The sequence below is a fragment of the Sphingopyxis sp. LK2115 genome, assembly GCF_014595975.1.
Lineage (GTDB): Bacteria > Pseudomonadota > Alphaproteobacteria > Sphingomonadales > Sphingomonadaceae > Sphingopyxis.
This window is the reverse complement of record NZ_JABWGQ010000012.1, coordinates 59,511-78,769: the sequence shown is the minus strand read 5'-3', so window position 1 is coordinate 78,769 and position 19,259 is coordinate 59,511. Positions and strand designations below refer to the sequence as shown.

General features: G+C 65.3%; 18 protein-coding genes. 14 read left to right on the top strand and 4 right to left on the bottom strand.

Annotation, left to right across the window (positions count from 1 at the left end; translation table 11 throughout):
* Positions 1-3 precede the first annotated feature (3 nt).
* Together HUW43_RS01935 and HUW43_RS01930 are read left to right on the top strand one after the other, a co-directional pair.
* Positions 4-801 (top strand): NUDIX domain-containing protein, encoded by a 798-nt coding sequence (locus HUW43_RS01935; RefSeq protein WP_188235842.1) that lies wholly within the window; start codon positions 4-6, stop codon positions 799-801.
* A gap of 173 nt (positions 802-974) precedes the next feature.
* The gene (locus tag HUW43_RS01930) at positions 975-1,202 is read left to right on the top strand and encodes a hypothetical protein (protein WP_188235841.1); all 228 of its coding nucleotides are present in this window, start codon (positions 975-977) and stop codon (positions 1,200-1,202) included.
* A gap of 122 nt (positions 1,203-1,324) precedes the next feature.
* Here HUW43_RS01930 and HUW43_RS01925 read toward each other — a convergent pair whose 3' ends face one another.
* Positions 1,325-2,197 (bottom strand): carbon-nitrogen hydrolase family protein, encoded by an 873-nt coding sequence (locus tag HUW43_RS01925; protein ID WP_188235840.1) that lies wholly within the window; start codon positions 2,195-2,197, stop codon positions 1,325-1,327.
* A gap of 83 nt (positions 2,198-2,280) precedes the next feature.
* Here HUW43_RS01925 and HUW43_RS01920 point away from each other — a divergent pair, with 83 nt between their 5' ends.
* Both HUW43_RS01920 and HUW43_RS01915 read left to right on the top strand, forming a co-directional pair.
* On the top strand, positions 2,281-5,205 hold the full coding sequence (locus HUW43_RS01920) for a M16 family metallopeptidase (protein ID WP_188235839.1): 2,925 nt from the start codon (positions 2,281-2,283) through the stop codon (positions 5,203-5,205).
* Positions 5,206-5,308: 103 nt separating this feature from the next.
* On the top strand, positions 5,309-6,184 hold the full coding sequence (locus tag HUW43_RS01915; RefSeq protein WP_188235838.1) for a hypothetical protein: 876 nt from the start codon (positions 5,309-5,311) through the stop codon (positions 6,182-6,184).
* A 53-nt stretch (positions 6,185-6,237) separates the two neighbouring features.
* Here HUW43_RS01915 and HUW43_RS01910 read toward each other — a convergent pair whose 3' ends face one another.
* Together HUW43_RS01910 and HUW43_RS01905 are read right to left on the bottom strand one after the other, a co-directional pair.
* Complete coding sequence (locus tag HUW43_RS01910) at positions 6,238-8,028, bottom strand: cation:proton antiporter (protein WP_188235837.1); 1,791 nt, start codon at positions 8,026-8,028, stop codon at positions 6,238-6,240.
* A 138-nt stretch (positions 8,029-8,166) separates the two neighbouring features.
* Positions 8,167-9,381 (bottom strand): NADP-dependent isocitrate dehydrogenase, encoded by a 1,215-nt coding sequence (locus HUW43_RS01905; RefSeq protein WP_188235836.1) that lies wholly within the window; start codon positions 9,379-9,381, stop codon positions 8,167-8,169.
* A gap of 162 nt (positions 9,382-9,543) precedes the next feature.
* Between HUW43_RS01905 and HUW43_RS01900 the strand changes: the two genes are divergently transcribed.
* Both HUW43_RS01900 and HUW43_RS01895 read left to right on the top strand, forming a co-directional pair.
* Positions 9,544-10,278 (top strand): phosphatidylserine decarboxylase, encoded by a 735-nt coding sequence (locus tag HUW43_RS01900; protein WP_188235835.1) that lies wholly within the window; start codon positions 9,544-9,546, stop codon positions 10,276-10,278.
* A gap of 1 nt (position 10,279) precedes the next feature.
* Positions 10,280-11,059, top strand: a complete 780-nt coding sequence (locus HUW43_RS01895; RefSeq protein WP_188235834.1) for a CDP-alcohol phosphatidyltransferase family protein — start codon at positions 10,280-10,282, stop codon at positions 11,057-11,059.
* On the opposite strand, the gene HUW43_RS01890 is transcribed toward HUW43_RS01895, so the two are convergent.
* Positions 11,043-11,306 carry a hypothetical protein gene (locus HUW43_RS01890; RefSeq protein ID WP_188235833.1) on the bottom strand — a complete coding sequence of 88 codons (264 nt, stop codon included), beginning with the start codon at positions 11,304-11,306 and terminating at the stop codon, positions 11,043-11,045. The two genes, HUW43_RS01895 and HUW43_RS01890, sit on opposite strands and share 17 nt — an antisense overlap.
* Before the next feature lie 499 nt (positions 11,307-11,805).
* On the opposite strand from HUW43_RS01890, the gene rpsB reads away from it, so the two are divergent.
* From rpsB to rseP, 8 genes are all read left to right on the top strand, one after another.
* The gene (gene rpsB, locus HUW43_RS01885; RefSeq protein ID WP_188235832.1) at positions 11,806-12,639 is read left to right on the top strand and encodes a 30S ribosomal protein S2; all 834 of its coding nucleotides are present in this window, start codon (positions 11,806-11,808) and stop codon (positions 12,637-12,639) included.
* A 132-nt stretch (positions 12,640-12,771) separates the two neighbouring features.
* Positions 12,772-13,698 carry a translation elongation factor Ts gene (gene tsf / locus HUW43_RS01880; protein ID WP_188235831.1) on the top strand — a complete coding sequence of 309 codons (927 nt, stop codon included), beginning with the start codon at positions 12,772-12,774 and terminating at the stop codon, positions 13,696-13,698.
* A gap of 231 nt (positions 13,699-13,929) precedes the next feature.
* A complete protein-coding gene (pyrH, locus tag HUW43_RS01875; protein ID WP_188235830.1) occupies positions 13,930-14,652 on the top strand; it encodes a UMP kinase in 723 nt (240 codons plus the stop codon).
* Positions 14,653-14,732: 80 nt separating this feature from the next.
* On the top strand, positions 14,733-15,287 hold the full coding sequence (gene frr / locus HUW43_RS01870; protein ID WP_120218853.1) for a ribosome recycling factor: 555 nt from the start codon (positions 14,733-14,735) through the stop codon (positions 15,285-15,287).
* 96 nt (positions 15,288-15,383) lie between these two features.
* Positions 15,384-16,097, top strand: coding sequence for a polyprenyl diphosphate synthase (gene uppS / locus HUW43_RS01865; protein ID WP_188235829.1), 714 nt, complete (start codon positions 15,384-15,386; stop codon positions 16,095-16,097).
* 135 nt (positions 16,098-16,232) lie between these two features.
* Complete coding sequence (locus HUW43_RS01860) at positions 16,233-16,904, top strand: phosphatidate cytidylyltransferase (RefSeq protein WP_188235828.1); 672 nt, start codon at positions 16,233-16,235, stop codon at positions 16,902-16,904.
* Between the two features lies 1 nt (position 16,905).
* Positions 16,906-18,069, top strand: coding sequence for a 1-deoxy-D-xylulose-5-phosphate reductoisomerase (locus HUW43_RS01855; RefSeq protein ID WP_188235827.1), 1,164 nt, complete (start codon positions 16,906-16,908; stop codon positions 18,067-18,069).
* Positions 18,062-19,195, top strand: coding sequence for an RIP metalloprotease RseP (gene rseP / locus HUW43_RS01850; RefSeq protein ID WP_188235826.1), 1,134 nt, complete (start codon positions 18,062-18,064; stop codon positions 19,193-19,195). The genes HUW43_RS01855 and rseP overlap by 8 nt, the downstream gene beginning before the upstream one ends.
* The last annotated feature ends 64 nt before the right edge of the window (positions 19,196-19,259 follow it).

The window sequence follows — 19,259 nt, the reverse complement described above, 5'->3', positions numbered from 1 at the left end:
GCCATGAGCGATGCCGTTTTGCCGTCCACACCCGAAGCCGTCCTGCCCGACGGCGCCATTCCCGCCGCGACGCTGGTGATCATGCGGCCCTCCGGCGACGGCGGCCCCGACGAGATTTTGATGGTCAAACGATCGGCGAATATGGCCTTCGCCGCGGGGGCGGTCGTTTTTCCCGGCGGTCGCATTGACCCCGACGACCACAAGGTCGCGCGTCGTCACGCGCCCGACATCGACCCGGCCGACGCCGCCGCGCGCGTTGCCGCGCTCCGCGAAACGCTGGAGGAAACGGGGCTGGCGGTCGGTTGGCCGGGCCTTGCCGAACGCGATGTCGCCGACGTGCGGCGCGCCCTGCTCGGCGGGACGTTGCTATCCGACATATTGGCGGCGCGCGATGAACGAATCGCGTTGGAATCGCTCGTTCCGTTCGCGCGCTGGTGCCCGAACTTCAAGGAAGCGCGGACCTTTGACACGCGTTTTTATGCGGTCGCTGCCCCACCGCACAGCCACGAGCTCACCGTCGAGGAAGCCGAGCACAGCCATATATTCTGGGCCAGCGCCGCGGCGACACTGGCGATGGCCGACCGCGGCGAGGTGTCGGTGATCTTTCCAACGCGCCGCAATCTGGAGCGGCTGGCGCAGGCGCCCGATTTTCAAAGTTTTTCGGCGCATTCCCGCCAATATCCGGTCGAACTTATCACGCCCTGGATCGAAGATTGCGATGGTCGATCGCATCTGTGCATTCCCGATCATCTGGGCTATCCGGTGACCCGCGAGGCCATTGATCGTGTGCGGCGTGGATAAAGCGAAACGGGCGACAAGTTTCCGTCTGTTTATAATTTACTAAGATTTCAGGGGGTAGGTCAAAACGTCGTTGCAATTGCCGAAGCCCGTGCGTAAGAAGATCGGGCAGAAGCAGACCGGGGACGAACTTCGCGGTGTGATTCGACAAGACTATCCAGTGGACGGAGAAAAAGATGAACCTGCTTAAGAAAGCTGCGATCTCCCTCGCAGCCACCTCGATGATCGTGGCGCCTGTCGCTGCGTCGGCTGCGCCCGCGGCGCGCGCCGCTTCGGCCGTTGATGGCCAGAGCGAACTGGAAGGCAGCACGAGCTGGATCATCGCTGTCGTCGCTCTCGCTGCTATCATCGGCGGCATCATCATCGCGTCGGACAACGACGACGATGAACCGACCAGCCCGTAAGATCGGCTGATCGCCAGAAATACCAAAGGGCTCCGAGCATCGCTCGGGGCCCTTTGTGCATTGGGGCATCGCGTTTCGATGGATTGGGTGCTTAAGGACAGTGCGTCCAGCCCGATCGCGCCCTAAAGGTCGATACGCCGGGTCGCGCGCGATCGGTCCAGCGGAATCGCCCGGCGCGCCTTGCCGACCAACGCCGGATCGATCGGCACGATCGTTAGCGTATAGCCCTTTTCACTTGCCTCATTGGTCCGCGCGGCATCGGCCAGGACGGCGCCCCACGGATCGACAGCCAGGCTGTGTCCATAGGTCGCGCGGCCGTCGGCGTGGGTGCCGCACTGGGCCGCGGCTAAGACATGGCAGGCGGTTTCGATCGCGCGGGCGCGGAGCAGGACGTGCCAATGCGCTTCGCCCGTCGGCACGGTGAAGGCGGCAGGGACCGCGATCAGCGTCGCGCCGCGATCGACCAGCGCGCGATACAGTTCGGGAAAGCGCAGATCGTAACAGATGCTGAGCCCCAGTGCGCCAAGCGGTGTATCGACCACGCAGAGCGCATCGCCCCCGGCATAGGTCGCTGATTCGCGCCAATTCTCGCCCGACGGCAGCTGCACGTCGAACATGTGGATCTTGTCGTAACGCGCGCGGACGCTCCCGTCGGCGGCGATGATATGGCTGCGGTTGATGCGCTGCCCGCCATCATCGGCGAGCAGCGGCATCGACCCCGAATGCAGCCATATCGCGTGCCGCTGCGCCATCTCGCGCAACGCTTGTGGCCAGGGGCTGTCGGCCTCGGTCGCGATATGCGTCGCCGACCGCGCGCGATCACGGTCGAGCAGCAGCGACATTTCGGGCAGGAAGGCCATCGCCGCGCCATGGCTTGCGGCCTCGCCCATCGCGCGGTCGATCACCGCCAGATTCGCTGCGGGATCGATGCCGCTGGTCATCTGAACCAGCGCGGCGAGCGGGGCAGGGGACGGGTCGTCGTTGGGGCCGGTCATGTTCCATCGCTAATCCTGCGCGCTGCCGCGGACAAGGCGACAGTTCAGTGGCCAGCAAGGTTCGAAGGCGATAAGGTAGCGCAATGTCATCTGATCCCGCGCGCATGTGCTTTCATTTTTCTCGGTCTCTGGCTGTCGGCGCCGCCGCCCTGCTGCTGCTGGCACCGCTTGGCGCGCGCGCCGAGGATGATGTCGCGACGGTGAAAGCGGCAAAGAACAGCGACTGGCTCTATGTCGGCAGCGACATTCCGCGCGATACCGCGTGGCGGTTCGGCATGCTTCCCAATGGCCTGCGCTATGCGGTGCGCAACAACGGTGTGCCGCCGGGGCAGGTGTCGATCCGTGTGCGTATGGATGTCGGCTCGATGTTCGAAAGCGAAGCCGAGCGCGGCTATGCGCATTTGCTCGAACATCTGACCTTTCGCGGGTCCGAACATATCCCCGATGGCGAGGCAAAACGCATCTGGCAGCGTTTTGGCGTCACCTTTGGCAGCGATTCGAACGCCCAGACGACCCCGACGCAGACCGTATATCAGCTCGACCTGCCGAGCGTGACGCCCGCGAACCTCGACGAGAGTATGAAGTTGCTTGCGGGCATGATTCGCGCGCCGCGCATTTCGGAACTGGCGGTGGCCGCCGAACGCGGCGTGGTGATGGCCGAACTGCGCGAATCGGATGGCCCACAGAAACGCATCGCCGATGCGACCAATGCGCATCTGTTCGCGGGGCAGTTGCTTGGCGACCGGTCGCCGATCGGCACGACCATGTCGCTCGGCAAGGCGAGCGCGGCGTCGGTCGGCGCCTTTCACGATCGCTGGTATCGACCCGAACGGGCCGTCGTGGTCATCGTCGGCGACGGCGATCCCGCCACCTTCGCCGGGCTGATCGCCCGCTATTTCGGCGACTGGAAAGGCGAGGGGGCGAATCCGCCCGATCCCGATTTCGGCCAACCCGACCCGGCGGCGGCTGCCGCCCTGGAAATTGTCGAGCCGAATCAGCCGCTCGCACTGACGCTTGCGATGGTTCGGCCGTGGAAAAAGCGCATCGACACGGTTGAAAATACGCGGCGGCTTTACCTTGAGTTCATCGCGCAGGCGCTCGTCAACCGGCGGCTGGAAAATCGCGCGCGCGCGGGTGGCAGCTATCTCGTCGCGACGGTCGAACAGCAGTATGTCAGCCGCAGCGCCGATGTGACCGCGGCTTCGATCGTTCCCTTGAGTGACTGGAAGGCCGCGCTCGCCGACGTCCGCGGCGTGATTGCCGATGCGGTGAGCCGGCCGCCGTCGCAGGCCGACATCGACCGCGAAACCAACGAGATCGAGGCCTTTCTGCTGAAAGAGCTGGAAAATGCGCGCAACGAGCCCGGCGCGCGGCTTGCGGACGACCTGGTGCGCGCGGTCGATATCAACGAAACGGTGACCAGCCCGCAGGGACAGGTCGATATGTTCAAGGCGATCCGCGCTTCGGCAACGCCCCAGGTGATGCTCGAGATCAGCCGCGCCATCTTCTCTGCGCCGGTTACGCGCGTCGTGCTGACCACGCCCACCTCGGCAGGCGGCGACGACGCGGTTCTGGCCGCCTTGAAGGCGCCCGTTGCGGTGCGCGACGAACGGCTTGCGGCGGTCGAGGCCGATTTCGGCCAGCTTCCTTCGCTCGGCAAACCTGGCGCCATTGTCGCAACGGCGCCGCTGCCGGGGCTTCGCGCCGACCGGATCGAGCTGTCGAATGGTGTCACCGCGCTTGTGTCCAACAACAAGGTCGAACCGGGCAAGGTGCGGGTCAACGTCCGCTTCGGCACCGGCAATCGCAGCGTCGCCGCCGATGCGCCGAACCTCTTGTGGACCGGCGACTATGCGCTCGTCGCCAGCGGCATCGGTCCGTGGGGGCAGAATGAGATCGACCAGCTGACCAATGGGCGGCAGATCCAGATGAACTTCGCGATCGACGACGACGCGTTCGAGCTGTCGGCCGAAAGCCGCCCCGCCGATCTTGCCGACCAGTTGCGGCTGATGGCGGCAAAGCTCGCGCTGCCGCGGTGGGACGCAGCGCCCGTCGAGCGGTTGCGGATCGGCTATCTGACAGGATATGAACTCAATGACGCGACCCCCAATGCCGTGCTCGAACGCCATTTGCGCGGCTGGTTGACGGGGAATGACGCACGTTGGGCGGCGCCCGACCGGGCGGCGATCGAGGCGCTGACGCCCGCGGCCTTTCGTGCCTTCTGGGAACCGCGGCTCGCCAGCGGTCCCATCGAAGTGCAAATCTTCGGCGATCTCGAAACGGTCGATTACAGGAAGATTCTGGCCGAAACCTTCGGTGCGCTAGTGCCGCGCAGCATATTGGCGCCGCCGGGCGGCCAGCGCGTCGATTTTGCGCCGCATGTCACCGTTCCCGAAATCGCTTATCACCGCGGCGAGCGCGGACAGGCCGCGGCGATGACGGCATGGCCGACCGGTGGCGGACGCGCCAATCCGCGCGATGCGCGCGCCCTCGACGTGCTCGCGGCGATCTTCAACGACCGGTTGTTCGATCGGCTGCGCGCCGAAAAGGGTGCCAGCTACGGCCCCACCGTCGACAGCCACTGGCCCACCGGTTTTGACAGCGGTGGCTATCTGCTCGTCGGCAGCCTGCTCGCGCCCAAGGACATCGACGGCTTCTATGACATTGCGCGCGACATCGCTGCCGACCTTGTCGCGCGGCCGGTCAGCGCCGACGAACTGGCGCGCAACGCCGGTCCGATCCGCGAACAGGTGGCGCGTGCATCGACGGGCAATGTCTATTGGATGTTCCTGCTCGAAGGCGCGACGCGCGACCCGCGCGTGGTCGCGGCGGCCTTGTCGCTCCAGGACGATCTGGCGGCGGTCACCGCCGCCGATGTACAGCGGGTCGCGCGCCAATATCTGACGCCCGCTCGCCAATGGTCGCTGGCGATCCTGCCCAGGGGCATGACGCTGGCGGCGGCGCGCGACGTGGGCGCGACCGCGGCGGACGGACGGGCAGCCTATTGAACTTTGGCCAAATCTTCGCGACATGATTGGATTGGGGAAAGATGTGCGTGGCTGTCAATCTGGTCAGGGAAAGCAATTGACGATGCGGCGATGGACGGTGCTGATGGCTTTCGTCTGCATGTCGCCGGCCGCGGCACAGCAGAATGTCGAGGCGGAGGCGCCGATCGTCGTGACCGGCGAGCGCGCCGAACAGGCCGAACGCGCGGCCGATCAGGCGCGCGCGATCACGTTGCGGCCGTCGGCCGACCATCCGTTGCCCCGCCGCTATGCCCCCTTGTGTCTGGAACTGTTCGGCATAGACGCAGACTATGGCGCGGCGATTGCCGACCGCATCCGCGACAATGCGCGTGCGCTCGATCTTGATGTTGCGGGCGCCAATTGTCAGGCGAATGTGTGGATCGGCTTCGTTCGCGACAGCAAGGCCGCGGTTGAGCGGCTGCGCCGCGAAGAACCGGAGCTTTTTGCGTCTCTCAAATCCTTTGAAATCGACCGCATCTTTCGCGGCAGCGGCAAGGCCCAACTGTGGAACGTGACAGAAATCCGCAACCGCGATGGTCGGCCGATATCCGTCGTAGTCGATGGCGCGACGGGCACCGAATATAAAACCAACGCGCTCTATCAGGCCGGGCGACTGACGTCACCGATCCGCAACGACATCAACGGCACGATATTGCTGTTCGATGCCGGCCATGCCGCTGGCCGCAGCGTGCAGCAGCTTGCCGACTATGCGACATTCCGGATTCTTGCGCCGGTGCAGGACTTCGCCGAGGCAGGTGGCGAAGGGATGGAAACGATTCTGACGTTGTTCGCCACCGGGGCGACGCCGCCTGATGGCCTCACGGATTTCGATTGGGCCTATCTGGCGGCTTATTACCGCCTCGATCGCGGGGCGAAGGCGAGCGCGGTGCATGATGCCGTCAAGCGGTCGATACTCGACGGCCCCGGTCAGAGGCCGAACGCCAACGCAGCGAAGCAATAGCCCCCAAGCGATCCGCCTGGCGGCACGGAAGGCCGCTTCCGGCCTGCGCGACGCTAGGACCGATCGACATTGGCCGATCTTTTACCGTGCCGCCGGTTCACAATGCGCGGTTCGTGATCCAGCTTGCCCTTGGTCATGATGTCGTGGCGCATCTTGGCGCGGACGTCGTGGATGGATGCGATCACCGGGCCCATCGCGACGCCGAGGTCGATCAGCACGGCTTCGGCCAGTTGCAGCGAGCTTTCGAGCGTTTCGGGCACGGCATCGCTGGCGCCCGCCTGATAGAGAGCGGCGGCATGGTCGGCATCGCGCGCGCGGCTGATGATCGGCAGGTCGGGATATTTCTGCCGAAGCCGCCGGGTCATTCGCAGTTGCTGGACGGGATCGTCCATCGTCAGCACGATCGCCTGGGCGTTGTCGATCCCCAGCCTGTCGAGGCTGCCGGGCCGCGCCACGTCGGCATAACGGACGATAAAGCCATCCCGCCGGGCCGTCGCCACGGCGTCGATGTCGGCATCCACCGCGATATAGGGCCGGTCATGTTCGCGAAGCAGCTCGGCGACGGTATGTCCGACGCGCCCGAACCCGACGATGACCGTGCGCCCCTCCGGCGTCTCCTGATCGTCGGCATCGCCGCCGCGCATTTCGATCCGCCGCGCAACGTCGTGGCCGATGCGCGCGAGCAGCGGCGTGATCGTCAGACCGATCGCGGTGACGAGTTGCCAGAACTCGGCCGTGTCGCTGGTGATAAGCTGTGCCTGTAAAGCGGCGGCGAGTACGATCAGCGTGGTTTCCGACGGACTCGCCATCAACAGGCCGACTTCGGCCGCGGTCCCACGGCTTGCGAAACCCGAAAAGCGCAGCAGCGCGGCGGTGACCGCCGCCTTGATCGCAATGACCCCGACCACGGCAATCATCAATTCGGGCCATTGTTCGACGATCGTGCGGAGGTTGAGCCCCATGCCGACGCTGATCAGGAAAACGCCGAGCGCAAGCCCCTTGAACGGCGCGGTGATCGCTTCGACCTCGCCATGATATTCGGTTTCGGCGATCATCAGTCCGGCGAGCAACGCGCCGACGATCGGCGACAGGCCGACCGCTGCCGTCGCCAGCGCCGCGACGATGACAACCAGCAGACTGGCAGCGAGGAAAAGTTCGGGGTCTTTGGCGCGCGCCGCCTGGGCAAAGATGCGCGGCAGCAGGAACCAGCCGCCAATGGCAAGCGCCGCGATGACAAGCGCGCCTTGCCACAGCGTCGCGAACAATAACTCGGTGCTGTCGCCGCCCACCGTGGGGGCAAAGGCGCCGAGGATGAAGATGATCGGGACGATGGCGAGATCCTCGAACAGCAGCATCGAGAAGGACGCGCGGCCGACCGCCGATCGGGTGCCGGCGATCGGCAGCACGAGCGCGGTCGACGACAGCGCGAGCGCGATGCCGAGGCCGAAGGCGGCGGGCGTTGCATGGTCGGTGAAGAGCATCAGCGCACCGCCCAGGATCGCGCCGCCGAACAGCAGCTCGGCGGCGCCGATACCGAACACCAGTTTCCTGAGTTGCCACAGGCGGCGGAACGAAAGCTCCAGCCCGATCGAAAAGAGCAGCAGGATGATGCCGAATTCGGCGAACAGCGCGATATCCTCGGTCGATCCGATCGTGACATGTCGCAGCCACGGATAGTCAGCGGCGAGCGCGCCCAGCCCCGACGGTCCGACCAGCAGCCCGACGAGGATGAAGCCGATGACCGGGGGCAGGCGAAAGCGCGCAAAGGCGGGGATCACGACGCCCGCCGCGCCGAGCACCACCAGCGCGTTGCCGATGGCGGAGGTTTCTGTTTCGGATACCATAAGGGCCGACCTTATGCAGGCCGGCCCCGATTGGCTAGGAGGTTATGGGCACAAACCTCGCTCCCGCGCGGGCGCCGCCGCTATCGGCGGGCGCCCGATTGCCTGCGGCCCACGCCTGCGCCGGGGCGCCGCATGACCTCAGGCGCCCATCTTCTTGTCCAGATTCTCGACGATCGCTTCGAAAAAGCCTTCGGTGGTCAGCCAATTCTGGTCGGGACCGATCAGCAGCGCCAGGTCCTTGGTCATCTTGCCGCTCTCGACCGTCGCGACGCAGACTTTTTCGAGATCGTCGGCGAACTTCACCAGTGCCGCATTGTCGTCGAGCTTGCCGCGGTGCTTGAGCCCGCCGGTCCAGGCAAAGATCGACGCGATCGGGTTGGTCGAGGTCGCCTTGCCCTGCTGGTGCATACGATAGTGCCGCGTGACCGTGCCGTGCGCGGCTTCGGATTCGACGGTCTTGCCGTCGGGGGTCATCAGCACGCTGGTCATCAGCCCGAGCGAGCCGAAGCCCTGGGCCACCGTGTCTGACTGGACGTCGCCATCGTAATTCTTGCACGCCCAGACAAACTTGCCCGACCATTTGAGCGCCGATGCGACCATGTCGTCGATCAGGCGGTGTTCGTAAACGATGCCGAGCGCATCGAACTTCGCCTTGAACTCGGCCTGGAAAACCTCTTCGAAAATGTCCTTGAAGCGGCCGTCATAGGCTTTCAGGATCGTGTTCTTGGTCGACAGATACACCGGCCATTCGCGCGCAAGGCCGTAGTTCAGGCTGGCGCGGGCGAAATCGCGGATCGAATCGTCCAGATTGTACATGCCCATCGCGACGCCCGACGAGGGGAATTGGAATACTTCCTCGTCGATCAGCGTGCCGTCTTCGCCCTCGAACACCAGGCGCAGCTTGCCGGGGCCGGGGATGCGAAAGTCGGTCGCCTTATACTGGTCGCCAAAGGCGTGACGGCCGACGACGATCGGGTCGGTCCAGCCGGGGACGAGCCGCGGGACGTTCCTGATGACGATCGGTTCGCGAAAGACGACGCCGCCCAGGATGTTGCGGATCGTGCCGTTCGGCGACTTCCACATCTTCTTGAGCCCGAACTCCTCGACGCGGGCTTCGTCGGGGGTGATCGTCGCGCATTTGACGCCAACGCCATATTTCTTGATCGCGTTCGCGGCTTCGACGGTGACCTTGTCGTCGGTGCGGTCGCGTTCCTCGATGCCAAGGTCGTAATAATGCAGGTCGATGTCGAGATAGGGCAGGATCAGCCGCTCGCGGATCCATTGCCAGATGATCCGGGTCATTTCGTCGCCGTCGAGTTCGACGACCGGGTTGGCTACCTTGATCTTGCCCATGCGTTTCTGCCTTTATCCTTGGGGAGTCGGAGTTGCAGCGGGCCTTAGGCAAAGCGGGGCGATTGATCAACTGCCCCGACGCGACGGGCCTCGCGCATCTCCGCAACGATGTCGGCGCCTTATGCATTGTCACTGGGGACGCTGCCCCCTAGAAGAACGGCCATGTCGAACATCATATCATCGAACCGGCCCGGCGGCGGCATCAAGTGGCAATGGCCGTCGGTTCATCCCGAAGGCCGCAAGTTCCTGTTGATCGCGGGGATTGTGACGCTCTGCTTCTGGCTTCTGGGATGGGAAATCCTCGGCTGGCTGATGTTCGGCGTGACGTTGTGGGTCGGCGCTTTCTTTCGCGATCCGGTGCGCGTTACCCCCGCTGGCGGCGACATGATCGTCGCGCCCGCCGACGGATTGGTCACGCAGATCGCCGAAGTCGCGCCGCCGCCCGAAATCGCCGGACCCGACGGCCTGGGCAGCGCGCCGACGCTGCGCGTGTCGATTTTCATGAGTGTATTCGACGTCCACATCAATCGCACGCCGGTTGCAGGGACGCTGCGCAAACTTGTCTATATTCCGGGCAAGTTCGTCAACGCCGACCTCGACAAGGCGAGCGAGGAGAATGAGCGCCAGCATTTCGTCGTCGAACGCGCCGACGGGGTTCGGATCGGCTTTACCCAGATCGCGGGGCTTGTCGCGCGGCGCATCATGCCCTTCGTGTCGATGGGCAGCGACCTCGCGATCGGCCAGCGCGTCGGTCTCATCCGCTTCGGTAGCCGCGTCGACGTCTATCTGCCCGCGGGCACCACGCCGCAGGTGCTGCTCGGCCAGCGCACGCTGGCTGGCGAAACGGTGATTGCGCGGATCGGCACTGCCGAGACGATCGAAGGCGTCGGGCAGTAAAGTGGCGGACGGCGACCAGTCCCTGCCCGAAGCCGATGCCGCGGGCCGCCGCATCGGCGGGATCAGTTTGCGCGCCTTTGCGCCCAACGCGATCACCGCGCTTGCGCTCTGCTTTGGCCTGACCGGCGTGCGCTTTGCGATCGGCGAGGAGTGGGACAAGGCGCTGGCGGCGATCATCTTTGCCGGGGTGCTCGACGGCATGGACGGGCGCATCGCGCGATTGCTTCGCGCGCAGAGCAAATTCGGCGCCGAGCTTGATTCCTTGTCGGACGTGATCGCCTTTGGCGTTGCACCGGCGATGATCCTGTTTCTCTGGTCGTTGCAATATGCGCCGAAGTTCGGCTGGACCGCTGCGCTGGCGATCGCGGTGTGCTGTGCGCTGCGCCTCGCGCGCTTCAATTCGCGCATGGATGCCGAAATCCAGCCGCACAAATCGGCGGGGTTCCTCACCGGCATTCCGGCGCCGGCGGGCGCCGGGCTCGCCTTTGTTCCCGTCTATCTGTGGCTGGTGACCGGCAACGACCTGTTCCGCCAGTGGCAGCTTGTGATGCCTTGGGGGCTGGGCGTCGCGATGCTGATGATCTCCGCCATTCCGACCTATGGCTGGTCGTCGATCCGGCTGCGTCGTTCGTGGCGGCTTTTTGCGCTGGCGGGGGTGGGCCTGCTCGGCGCCGCGCTCGTCACCGCGCCCTGGCACACGCTGCTTGCCGTGTGCGCCATCTATATCGTCCTCATTCCGTTCGGTTTCGCGAGCTACGCAAAGGTCAGGCGACGCGGCTGAGCGCGGGTTCGGCGCGAAATGCCGCGCTGGCTGCGCGCGAAGCCGGGCGCCGACCGTCCGCGCGGCGCGGTGTCATCCGCTGGGGAGCGGGGGCCGTTTGCATTCCGGTCGCGGCTTCGGGAAATGCCCCTTCGCCAAGCAGCGCCGACAGGATCGCATCCGCATTGTTCCAAAGCATCGCGAGAATGATCGTCACGCCCAGGCAGGCGGCGATGGCAAAGAGGAGGGCGGCGGCGACCTGAACCATGACCTTGTCCTTTCGGCTTTCGCATGCAAAACCGTGATGCCTGCAATGGCTCCGTTGGGCTTTTGTTGCATGTTCACGGTATGTTCTCAATCATATTGCGACGAACCGTGAGTTTTCGTCGATGAACTGGGTATGCGCCAGACGGAGACGACAAAGGCGCGGAGGCTTTGGGGGCAGCCACAAAAACCTTTCGCTTCGGCGATCGGGTTGGGAGAAGGGCCATCCCAAACCCTCTCCACCGCGGCCAGGCACAAGCTGCCAAGCCTGCCTGCCCCTTCCCCTGAAAGGCAGACAGGATGAAATGCCAACGGCCATTTCCGGTCGGCAGCGGGCATTTTGCGCCCCCGCGCCCCCGGCGTTTCCCGCTTGCTTTTCGTGCACAAGCCCGCTAACGGGCCGCCCATTCCACATGGAAGGCGCACATAAACCGGTGCCGGATGATCCGCCCCGCGGACCCCGGTTCTTGCTTTCCAGAGGATCAACCGGAAGGAGAAAGACCATGGCGGCACCTGTCGTCACGATGCAGAATCTTATCGAGGCCGGCGCCCACTTCGGCCACCAGACGCACCGTTGGAACCCGCGCATGAAGCCGTATATCTTCGGTGCGCGCAACGGCATCCACATTCTCGACCTGTCGCAGACCGTGCCGCTCTTCGCGCGCGCGCTTGACTTCATCGCCTCGACCGCGGCTGCCGGGGGCAAGGTGCTGTTCGTCGGCACCAAGCGCCAGGCGCAGGGACCGATCGCCGATGCCGCGCGTGCTTCGGGTCAGCATTTCGTGAACCATCGCTGGCTGGGCGGGATGCTCACCAACTGGAAGACGATCTCGAACTCGATCAAGCGGCTGAAGGCTCTTGAAGAGCAGCTTTCGGGCGACACCTCGGGCCTTACCAAGAAGGAAGTGCTGAACAAGACCCGCGAACGCGACAAGCTGGAACTCAGCTTGGGGGGTATCCGTGATATGGGGGGTATTCCCGATGTCATGTTCGTGATCGACGCGAACAAGGAAGAGCTGGCGATCAAGGAAGCCAATGTCCTTGGCATCCCCGTCGTCGCCATCCTCGATTCGAACGTCTCGCCCGACGGCATCGCCTTTCCGGTTCCGGCGAACGATGACGCGGCGCGCGCGATCCGCCTCTATTGCGATGCCGTCGCCCAGGCGGCGACCCGTGGCGGCCAGCAGGGCCGCGCCGATCGCGGCGAGGACCTGGGCGCGGCGGTCGAGCCTGTCGCCGAAGCGGTGCTGGCCGACGATGCCGCGGCTCCGGTGACCGAGGACGAACAGGTTCCCGCCGAAGCGGCCGCCGAAACCGAACGTCAGAGCGACGCCTGAGCGCTCGCGCAGGACGGGGCGGCGCGGCATCGATCCGGCGCCGTCCCTGTCATCGGTTTGACTTATCGCGCCGCCATGCGCGCGGCGAACGCAGGCCCCAGCGAGCCTGCCCCTGTTGGAAAGGATTATGACATGGCTGAGATCACGGCCGCCCTCGTCAAGGAACTGCGCGACCGCACCGGCGCCGGCATGATGGACTGCAAAAAGGCGCTCGCCGAAAATGGTGGCGATATCGAAGCGTCGATCGACTGGCTGCGCACCAAGGGCCTCGCCGCCGCCGCCAAGAAGGCAGGCCGCGTCGCCGCCGAAGGACTCGTCGGCTTTGCGACTGACGGCACCAGGGGCGCTCTCGTCGAAGTGAACAGCGAAACCGATTTCGTCGGCAAGAATGAACAGTTCCAGGCTTTCGTCCGCGACGTGACGCAGGTTGCGCTTGCCGAAGGCATCGCCGACATCGACGCGCTCGCCGCCGCGCCTTATCCCACCGGGGGCACCGTGGCCGAACAATTGACCAGCAACATCGCCACGATCGGCGAAAATCAGTCGCTGCGCCGCGCCGCGCTGCTGACGGTGAAATCGGGCGCCGTGACCGGCTATGTTCACAACGCCGTTGCGCCGGGCATGGGCAAGATCGGTGTGCTGATCGCGCTCGAATCGAGCGCCGGACCCGACGTTCTTGAACCGCTCGGCAAGCAGCTCGCGATGCACGTCGCCGCCGCCAACCCGCTGGCGCTGAACGGCGACGACCTCGACGCCGACCTCGTCGCGCGCGAACGCGCGATCGCGGAGGAAAAGGCCGCGCAGTCGGGCAAGCCCGCCGACATCGCCGCCAAGATGGTCGACGGCGCGATCGCCAAGTTCCGCAAGGAAAACGCGCTGTTGTCGCAGCTCTTCGTGATGGACGGCAAAACCCCGGTCGCCGAGGTCGTCGCCGCCGCCGGCAAGGATGTCGGCGCCGCGATCACGCTCAAGGGGTTCGTGCGCTTCCAGCTCGGTGAAGGCATCGAGAAGGAAGAAAGCGACTTCGCCGCCGAAGTCGCGGCCGCCGCTGGCGTGTGACCCGAAATCGGGACTGCCGCCCTTTTCTCGTCACCCTGAACCTGTTTCCGGGTCCATGGCCGGTCCTTCCGGTCTCTGCACGGCTGGAAGGCGAATGCCGGGCCATGGATGCTGAAACAGGTTCGGCATGACGGTGTGAACGGACGCGGCAGTCCGCTTGGCAATGGCGCGCGCCTTCACTAGGGTGCGCGCCATTCGCATATCATCCCTACGCAAAGGTATCTTCGCACCATGGCATTGCCCGGCCTGAAACGCATATTGCTGAAACTGTCGGGCGAGGCGCTGATGGGGTCGAGCCCCTTTGGCATCGACCCCGAAACGGTCGCGAGCATGGCCGCCGAGGTCAAGGAGGCCAAGGATCGCGGGCTGGAGATTTGCCTCGTCATCGGTGGCGGCAACATCTTTCGCGGCATGGCGGGCGCCGCCAAGGGCATGGACCGCGCGCAGGCCGATTATATGGGGATGCTCGCGACGGTGATGAACGCGCTCGCGATGCAGAATGCGCTCGAGCAGCTTGGCGTGCAGACGCGCGTGCAGTCGGCGATCGAGATGGACAAGGTGTGCGAACCGGTGATCCGCCGCCGCGCCGAGCGTCATATGGAAAAGGGTCGCGTGGTGATTTTTGCCGCGGGTGTCGGCGCCCCCTATTTCACCACCGACAGCGGCGCGGCGCTGCGCGCGGCGGAGATGAAGTGCGACGCGCTGCTCAAGGGCACGAGCGTCGACGGGGTTTACAATGCCGACCCCAAGCAGAACGCCGATGCCGTTCGTTATGATCGCCTGAGCTATGACCGCGTGCTGGCCGATAATCTGAAGGTGATGGACGCGAGCGCCGTCGCGCTGTGCCGCGACAATCATATCCCGATCGTGGTGTTCAACATCCGCGAACCGGGAAATCTGGCGCGCGTGCTGGCGGGCGAGGGTGTGTGCACCGTCGTCGGCGACGCGGGCTGATGGATCTGTCATGCGGATTTTGGCTTTGCCTTTCGCGTTCGCCCGATGCGAACGGGGCTGGGGAATAGAGAGGAAGAGAGATGGCGAAATATGACAAGGCCGACCTCGAACGCCGGATGCACGGCGCGGTCGAATCCTTAAAACATGACCTCGCCGGGCTGCGCACGGGCCGCGCCAATGCCGCGCTGCTCGACCCGGTGACGGTCGAAGTTTACGGCAGCCACATGCCGCTCAACCAGGTCGCGTCGATCAGCGTGCCCGAACCGCGCATGCTGTCGGTGCAGGTGTGGGACAAGGCGAACGTCGGCCCCGTCGACAAGGCGATCCGTTCGGCGGGCCTGGGGCTCAATCCGATCGTCGACGGCCAGATGCTGCGCCTGCCGATCCCCGAAATGACGCAGGAGCGCCGCAAGGAATTGTCCAAGCTCGCGGGCCAATATGCCGAAAAGGCGCGTGTCGCGGTGCGCAACGTCCGCCGCGACGGGATGGACAACCTCAAGGCCGACGAAAACAAGAAGGAAATCAGCGAGGACGAACGCAAACGCGCCGAAACAGAGGTGCAGAAGCTGACCGACGCGACGATCGCAGAGATTGACGCCGCGGCCGCCGCCAAGGAAAAGGAAATTCTGGGCTAGTGCGTTTGGGCGCCCCACTCTCTTCCGCTCGCGTCGATCGAAGTCGCGACACCCATCGGACCGGAACGCGGCCGAGGGGCAAATCGACGTCGCTCGATGCGAACCGATTTTGAGGTTTTGCCGGTGACGGTTTCAGGCCACGGCGCGCGCCATGTCGCCATCATCATGGACGGCAACGGTCGCTGGGCCAAAAAGCGCATGTTGCCGCGCGTCGCCGGGCACAAGGCAGGGGTCGAAGCGGTGCGCACCATCGTGCGCGCAGCGGGCGAGCTGGGGCTGGAGGCGATGACGCTCTATGCCTTCAGTTCCGAAAACTGGAAACGGCCGGAGGAAGAGGTCAACGACCTGATGGGTCTGATGAAGCGCTTCATCCTGTCCGACCTCGACGAATTCGCCGCGAACGACGTCAAGCTCAAGGTCATCGGCAACTGGCGCGCGCTGGCGCCCGACGTCGTCGCGCTGATCGACAATGCGCTGGAACGCACATCGGGTAACAAGCGCACGACGCTGGCGGTCGCGCTCAACTATGGCGCGCAGGACGAGCTGGTTCGCGCGGCGAATGCGGCCGCCGCGAACGGCAAAATCTCTGCCGAGACGATCGAGGCGAACCTCGATACTGCCGATATGCCGCCGCTCGATCTGCTTATCCGCACGTCGGGCGAGGTGCGCTTGTCGAACTTTCTTTTGTGGCAATCGGCCTATGCCGAACTTTATTTCACCGACACGCTGTGGCCCGATTTCACCCCGGCGGACCTGAAGGCGGCGCTCGATCAGTTTGCACGGCGCGATCGCCGTTACGGGGGACTTTGACGATGGCCGCCGGTTCGTTGACCCTCTCGTCATTCCGCGGGCGGCCGCAGACAGGGCCAACGGCCGGTGATGGCGTTCCGCCTTCGCGGGGGACGATGTTGGTTCGGTTCGGTCAAGGCGAAGAAGTTTAGAGCGATGGCAACCACGACAAAATCGGATCTGTGGGTGCGGGTCGGGTCGGCGATCATATTGTTTGCGATTGCCGGAACCGCGCTGTGGTTCGGCGGAATCGCGTTCGGCCTGCTGCTGCTCGTCGGCGGCGCGCTCGTTCTCGTCGAATGGCTTGCGCTGGTGCGGTCGATGGCGCCTGGTGGCGGGGCGCGGGCGGGGCTGATGATCCTCGGCCCGATCCTGATCCTCGGCGCGGCCGCGGGGCTGTGGTTCATTCGCGACCATTTGGGCATGACCGCCGCGCTCTGGGTCTTCGGCATGGTCTGGGCGACCGACATCGGCGCCTATTTTGCCGGGCGTGCCTTTGGCGGCGCGCGGCTGGCACCGACGATCAGCCCGTCGAAGACCTGGTCGGGCCTGTTCGGCGGCATGGTCGCGGCGCTGATCGCCAGCGCGACGATCGGCGACCGTGCCGGGATCATCGGCGTGCCGCTGTGGATCGGCCTGTTCATGGGGCTGCTCGCGCAGATGGGCGATCTTGGCGAAAGCTGGATGAAGCGCCGCGCAGGCGTGAAGGATTCGGGCAGGCTGATCCCCGGCCATGGGGGGCTGTTCGACCGCGTCGACGGTCTGCTGCCGGTGGCGCTGCTGCTCGGTGCCCTGGCGTTCGCGGGCCAGATCATGGTGCGCGGCTGACATGACGCGCTGCCTCTCCCTCTTCGGCGCCACGGGGTCGGTCGGGCAATCCACGCTCGACCTTGTCCGCCGCGACGGCGAGGCGTGGCGCGTCGGCGTGCTGACCGCCAATTGCGACGTCAGCGAACTGGCGCGGCTGGCGATCGAGTTTCGGCCCGATGTCGCGGTGGTCGCCGACGAACGCTGTCACGACGACCTTAAGGCCGCGCTTGCGGGATCGGGGATCGAAACCGCGGCGGGCGCGGCCGCGCTGGTCGAAGCTGCGCAGCGCCCGACCGACCTGGTGATGGCGGCGATCGTCGGCACGGCCGGGCTGGCGCCGACGATGGCGGCGCTGGCCGCGGGGCACGACGTCGCGCTCGCCAACAAGGAAGCACTGGTGTCGGCGGGTGAGCTGATGACCGCTGCGGCGCGCGCATCGGGCGCGACGATCCTGCCCGTCGACAGCGAGCATAATGCGATCTTCCAATGCCTTGCGGGCGGGCGGATCGACCAGGTGCGGCGCATCATCCTGACCGCGAGCGGCGGGCCGTTCCGCACGATGAGCGCCGCCGACATGGCCGGGGTGACCCCGGCGCAGGCGGTGGCGCATCCCAATTGGTCGATGGGCGCGAAAATCAGCGTCGATTCGGCAACGATGATGAACAAGGGCCTTGAACTGATCGAGGCGCATCATCTTTTTCCCGTCGGGCTCGACCGGATCGAAATCCTTGTCCACCCGCAATCGGTGATCCACAGCCTTGTCGAATATATCGACTGCTCGACGCTGGCGCAGCTCGGGTCGCCCGACATGCGCATTCCCATCGCGTCGGCGCTGGCGTGGCCGCAGCGAATGGCGACGCCCTGTGCCCCGCTCGACCTGGCGACGATCGCGCGGCTCGATTTCGAGGCGCCCGACGAGGTGCGTTTTCCCGCGACCGCGCTCTGCCGCGCCGCGATCGCCGCGGGCGGCGCGCGCCCGGCGCAACTCAACGCCGCCAACGAGGTAGCGGTCGCCGCGTTCCTCGCCGGACGCATTTCCTTTCCCGCCATTGTCGACACGGTGCGCCGGGTGATCGACGCGGCGGAACCCGCGGCTCCGTCATCGCTTCAGGACATATTCAGCGTCGATGCCGCATCGCGCGCGGCTGCCCGGCTTTTTGTGGACCAGTTTGAACATGCTTGAAACCCCCGGTTTCGCCTTCACCGTTCTGGCCTTTCTCCTTGTCCTTGGCCCGCTCGTGTTCGTGCACGAATATGGCCATTATATCGTCGGGCGCTGGTGCGGGGTGAAGGCGGAGACTTTCTCGATCGGTTTCGGGCGCAGGATATTCGGCTGGACCGACAGGCGCGGCACCGAATGGAAGATCGGCTGGCTGCCGCTCGGCGGCTATGTGCAGTTCGCGGGCGACCGCGATGCGGTGAGCCAGCCCGATGCCGGATGGCGGTCCTTGCCCGACGACGTGCGTTTGCAAAGCTTTCCCGCGCAGCCCGTTTGGAAACGCGCGGCGATCGTAGCGGCGGGGCCGGTCACCAACTTCCTGTTTGCGATCCTGATCCTCGCCGGTTTTGCGTGGGTCGGCGGCAAGGTCGTGACACCCCCCGTCGCAGGCGCGATCGAGGTCGGGTCGGCCGCCGATGACGCGGGGCTGCGCGTGGGCGACCGGATCGTTGCCATCGATGGCCGACCGATTGCGACGTTCGGCGATATTCCGATGGCCGTCGCGCACCGTCCGGGCGAGGTGATGCAGTTGCGTGTGCTGCGCGAGGGGAGCGAGCGGATGGTGACGCTGGCGCCGCGGCTGATCACCGAAAAGGATCCTTTCGGCAAGGAATATGAACGCGCGATCATCGGCCTCGCGCCGCCGCCGCCGCGGCTTGAGGCGGTATCGCTGATCGAAGCGCCCGCGGTCGGGCTGCGCCAGACGTGGCAGATCGTCCGCCAGACCGGCGAGGTGCTTGCCCAGTTTCTCACCGGTCGCCGTTCGATCAAGGACATGAACGGCCCGGTCAAGATCGCGGAGATTTCGGGGCAGGCGGCGACGCTGGGCATCGCCTCGCTCATATTCTTCATCGCGCTCATCTCCATCAATCTGGGGTTCATCAACCTCTTGCCATTGCCCATGCTCGATGGCGGTCATTTGCTTTTCTATGCCTATGAAGCGATCCGGCGGCGGCCTGCACCGCTCCGCGTGCAGGAATGGGCATTCCGCTTCGGCTTTGCCGCGGTGGTGACGCTGATGCTGGTCGTAACTTTCAACGATTTGGGCTCATTGGGCCTTTGGGACAGGATCGCGCGCTTGATTGGCTAGCGAGTCTGGGGCAGGGAGTGCGCGCAAGCCCGCGGTCAGGCGGGTTTGTCGTTTTTTGAGTATT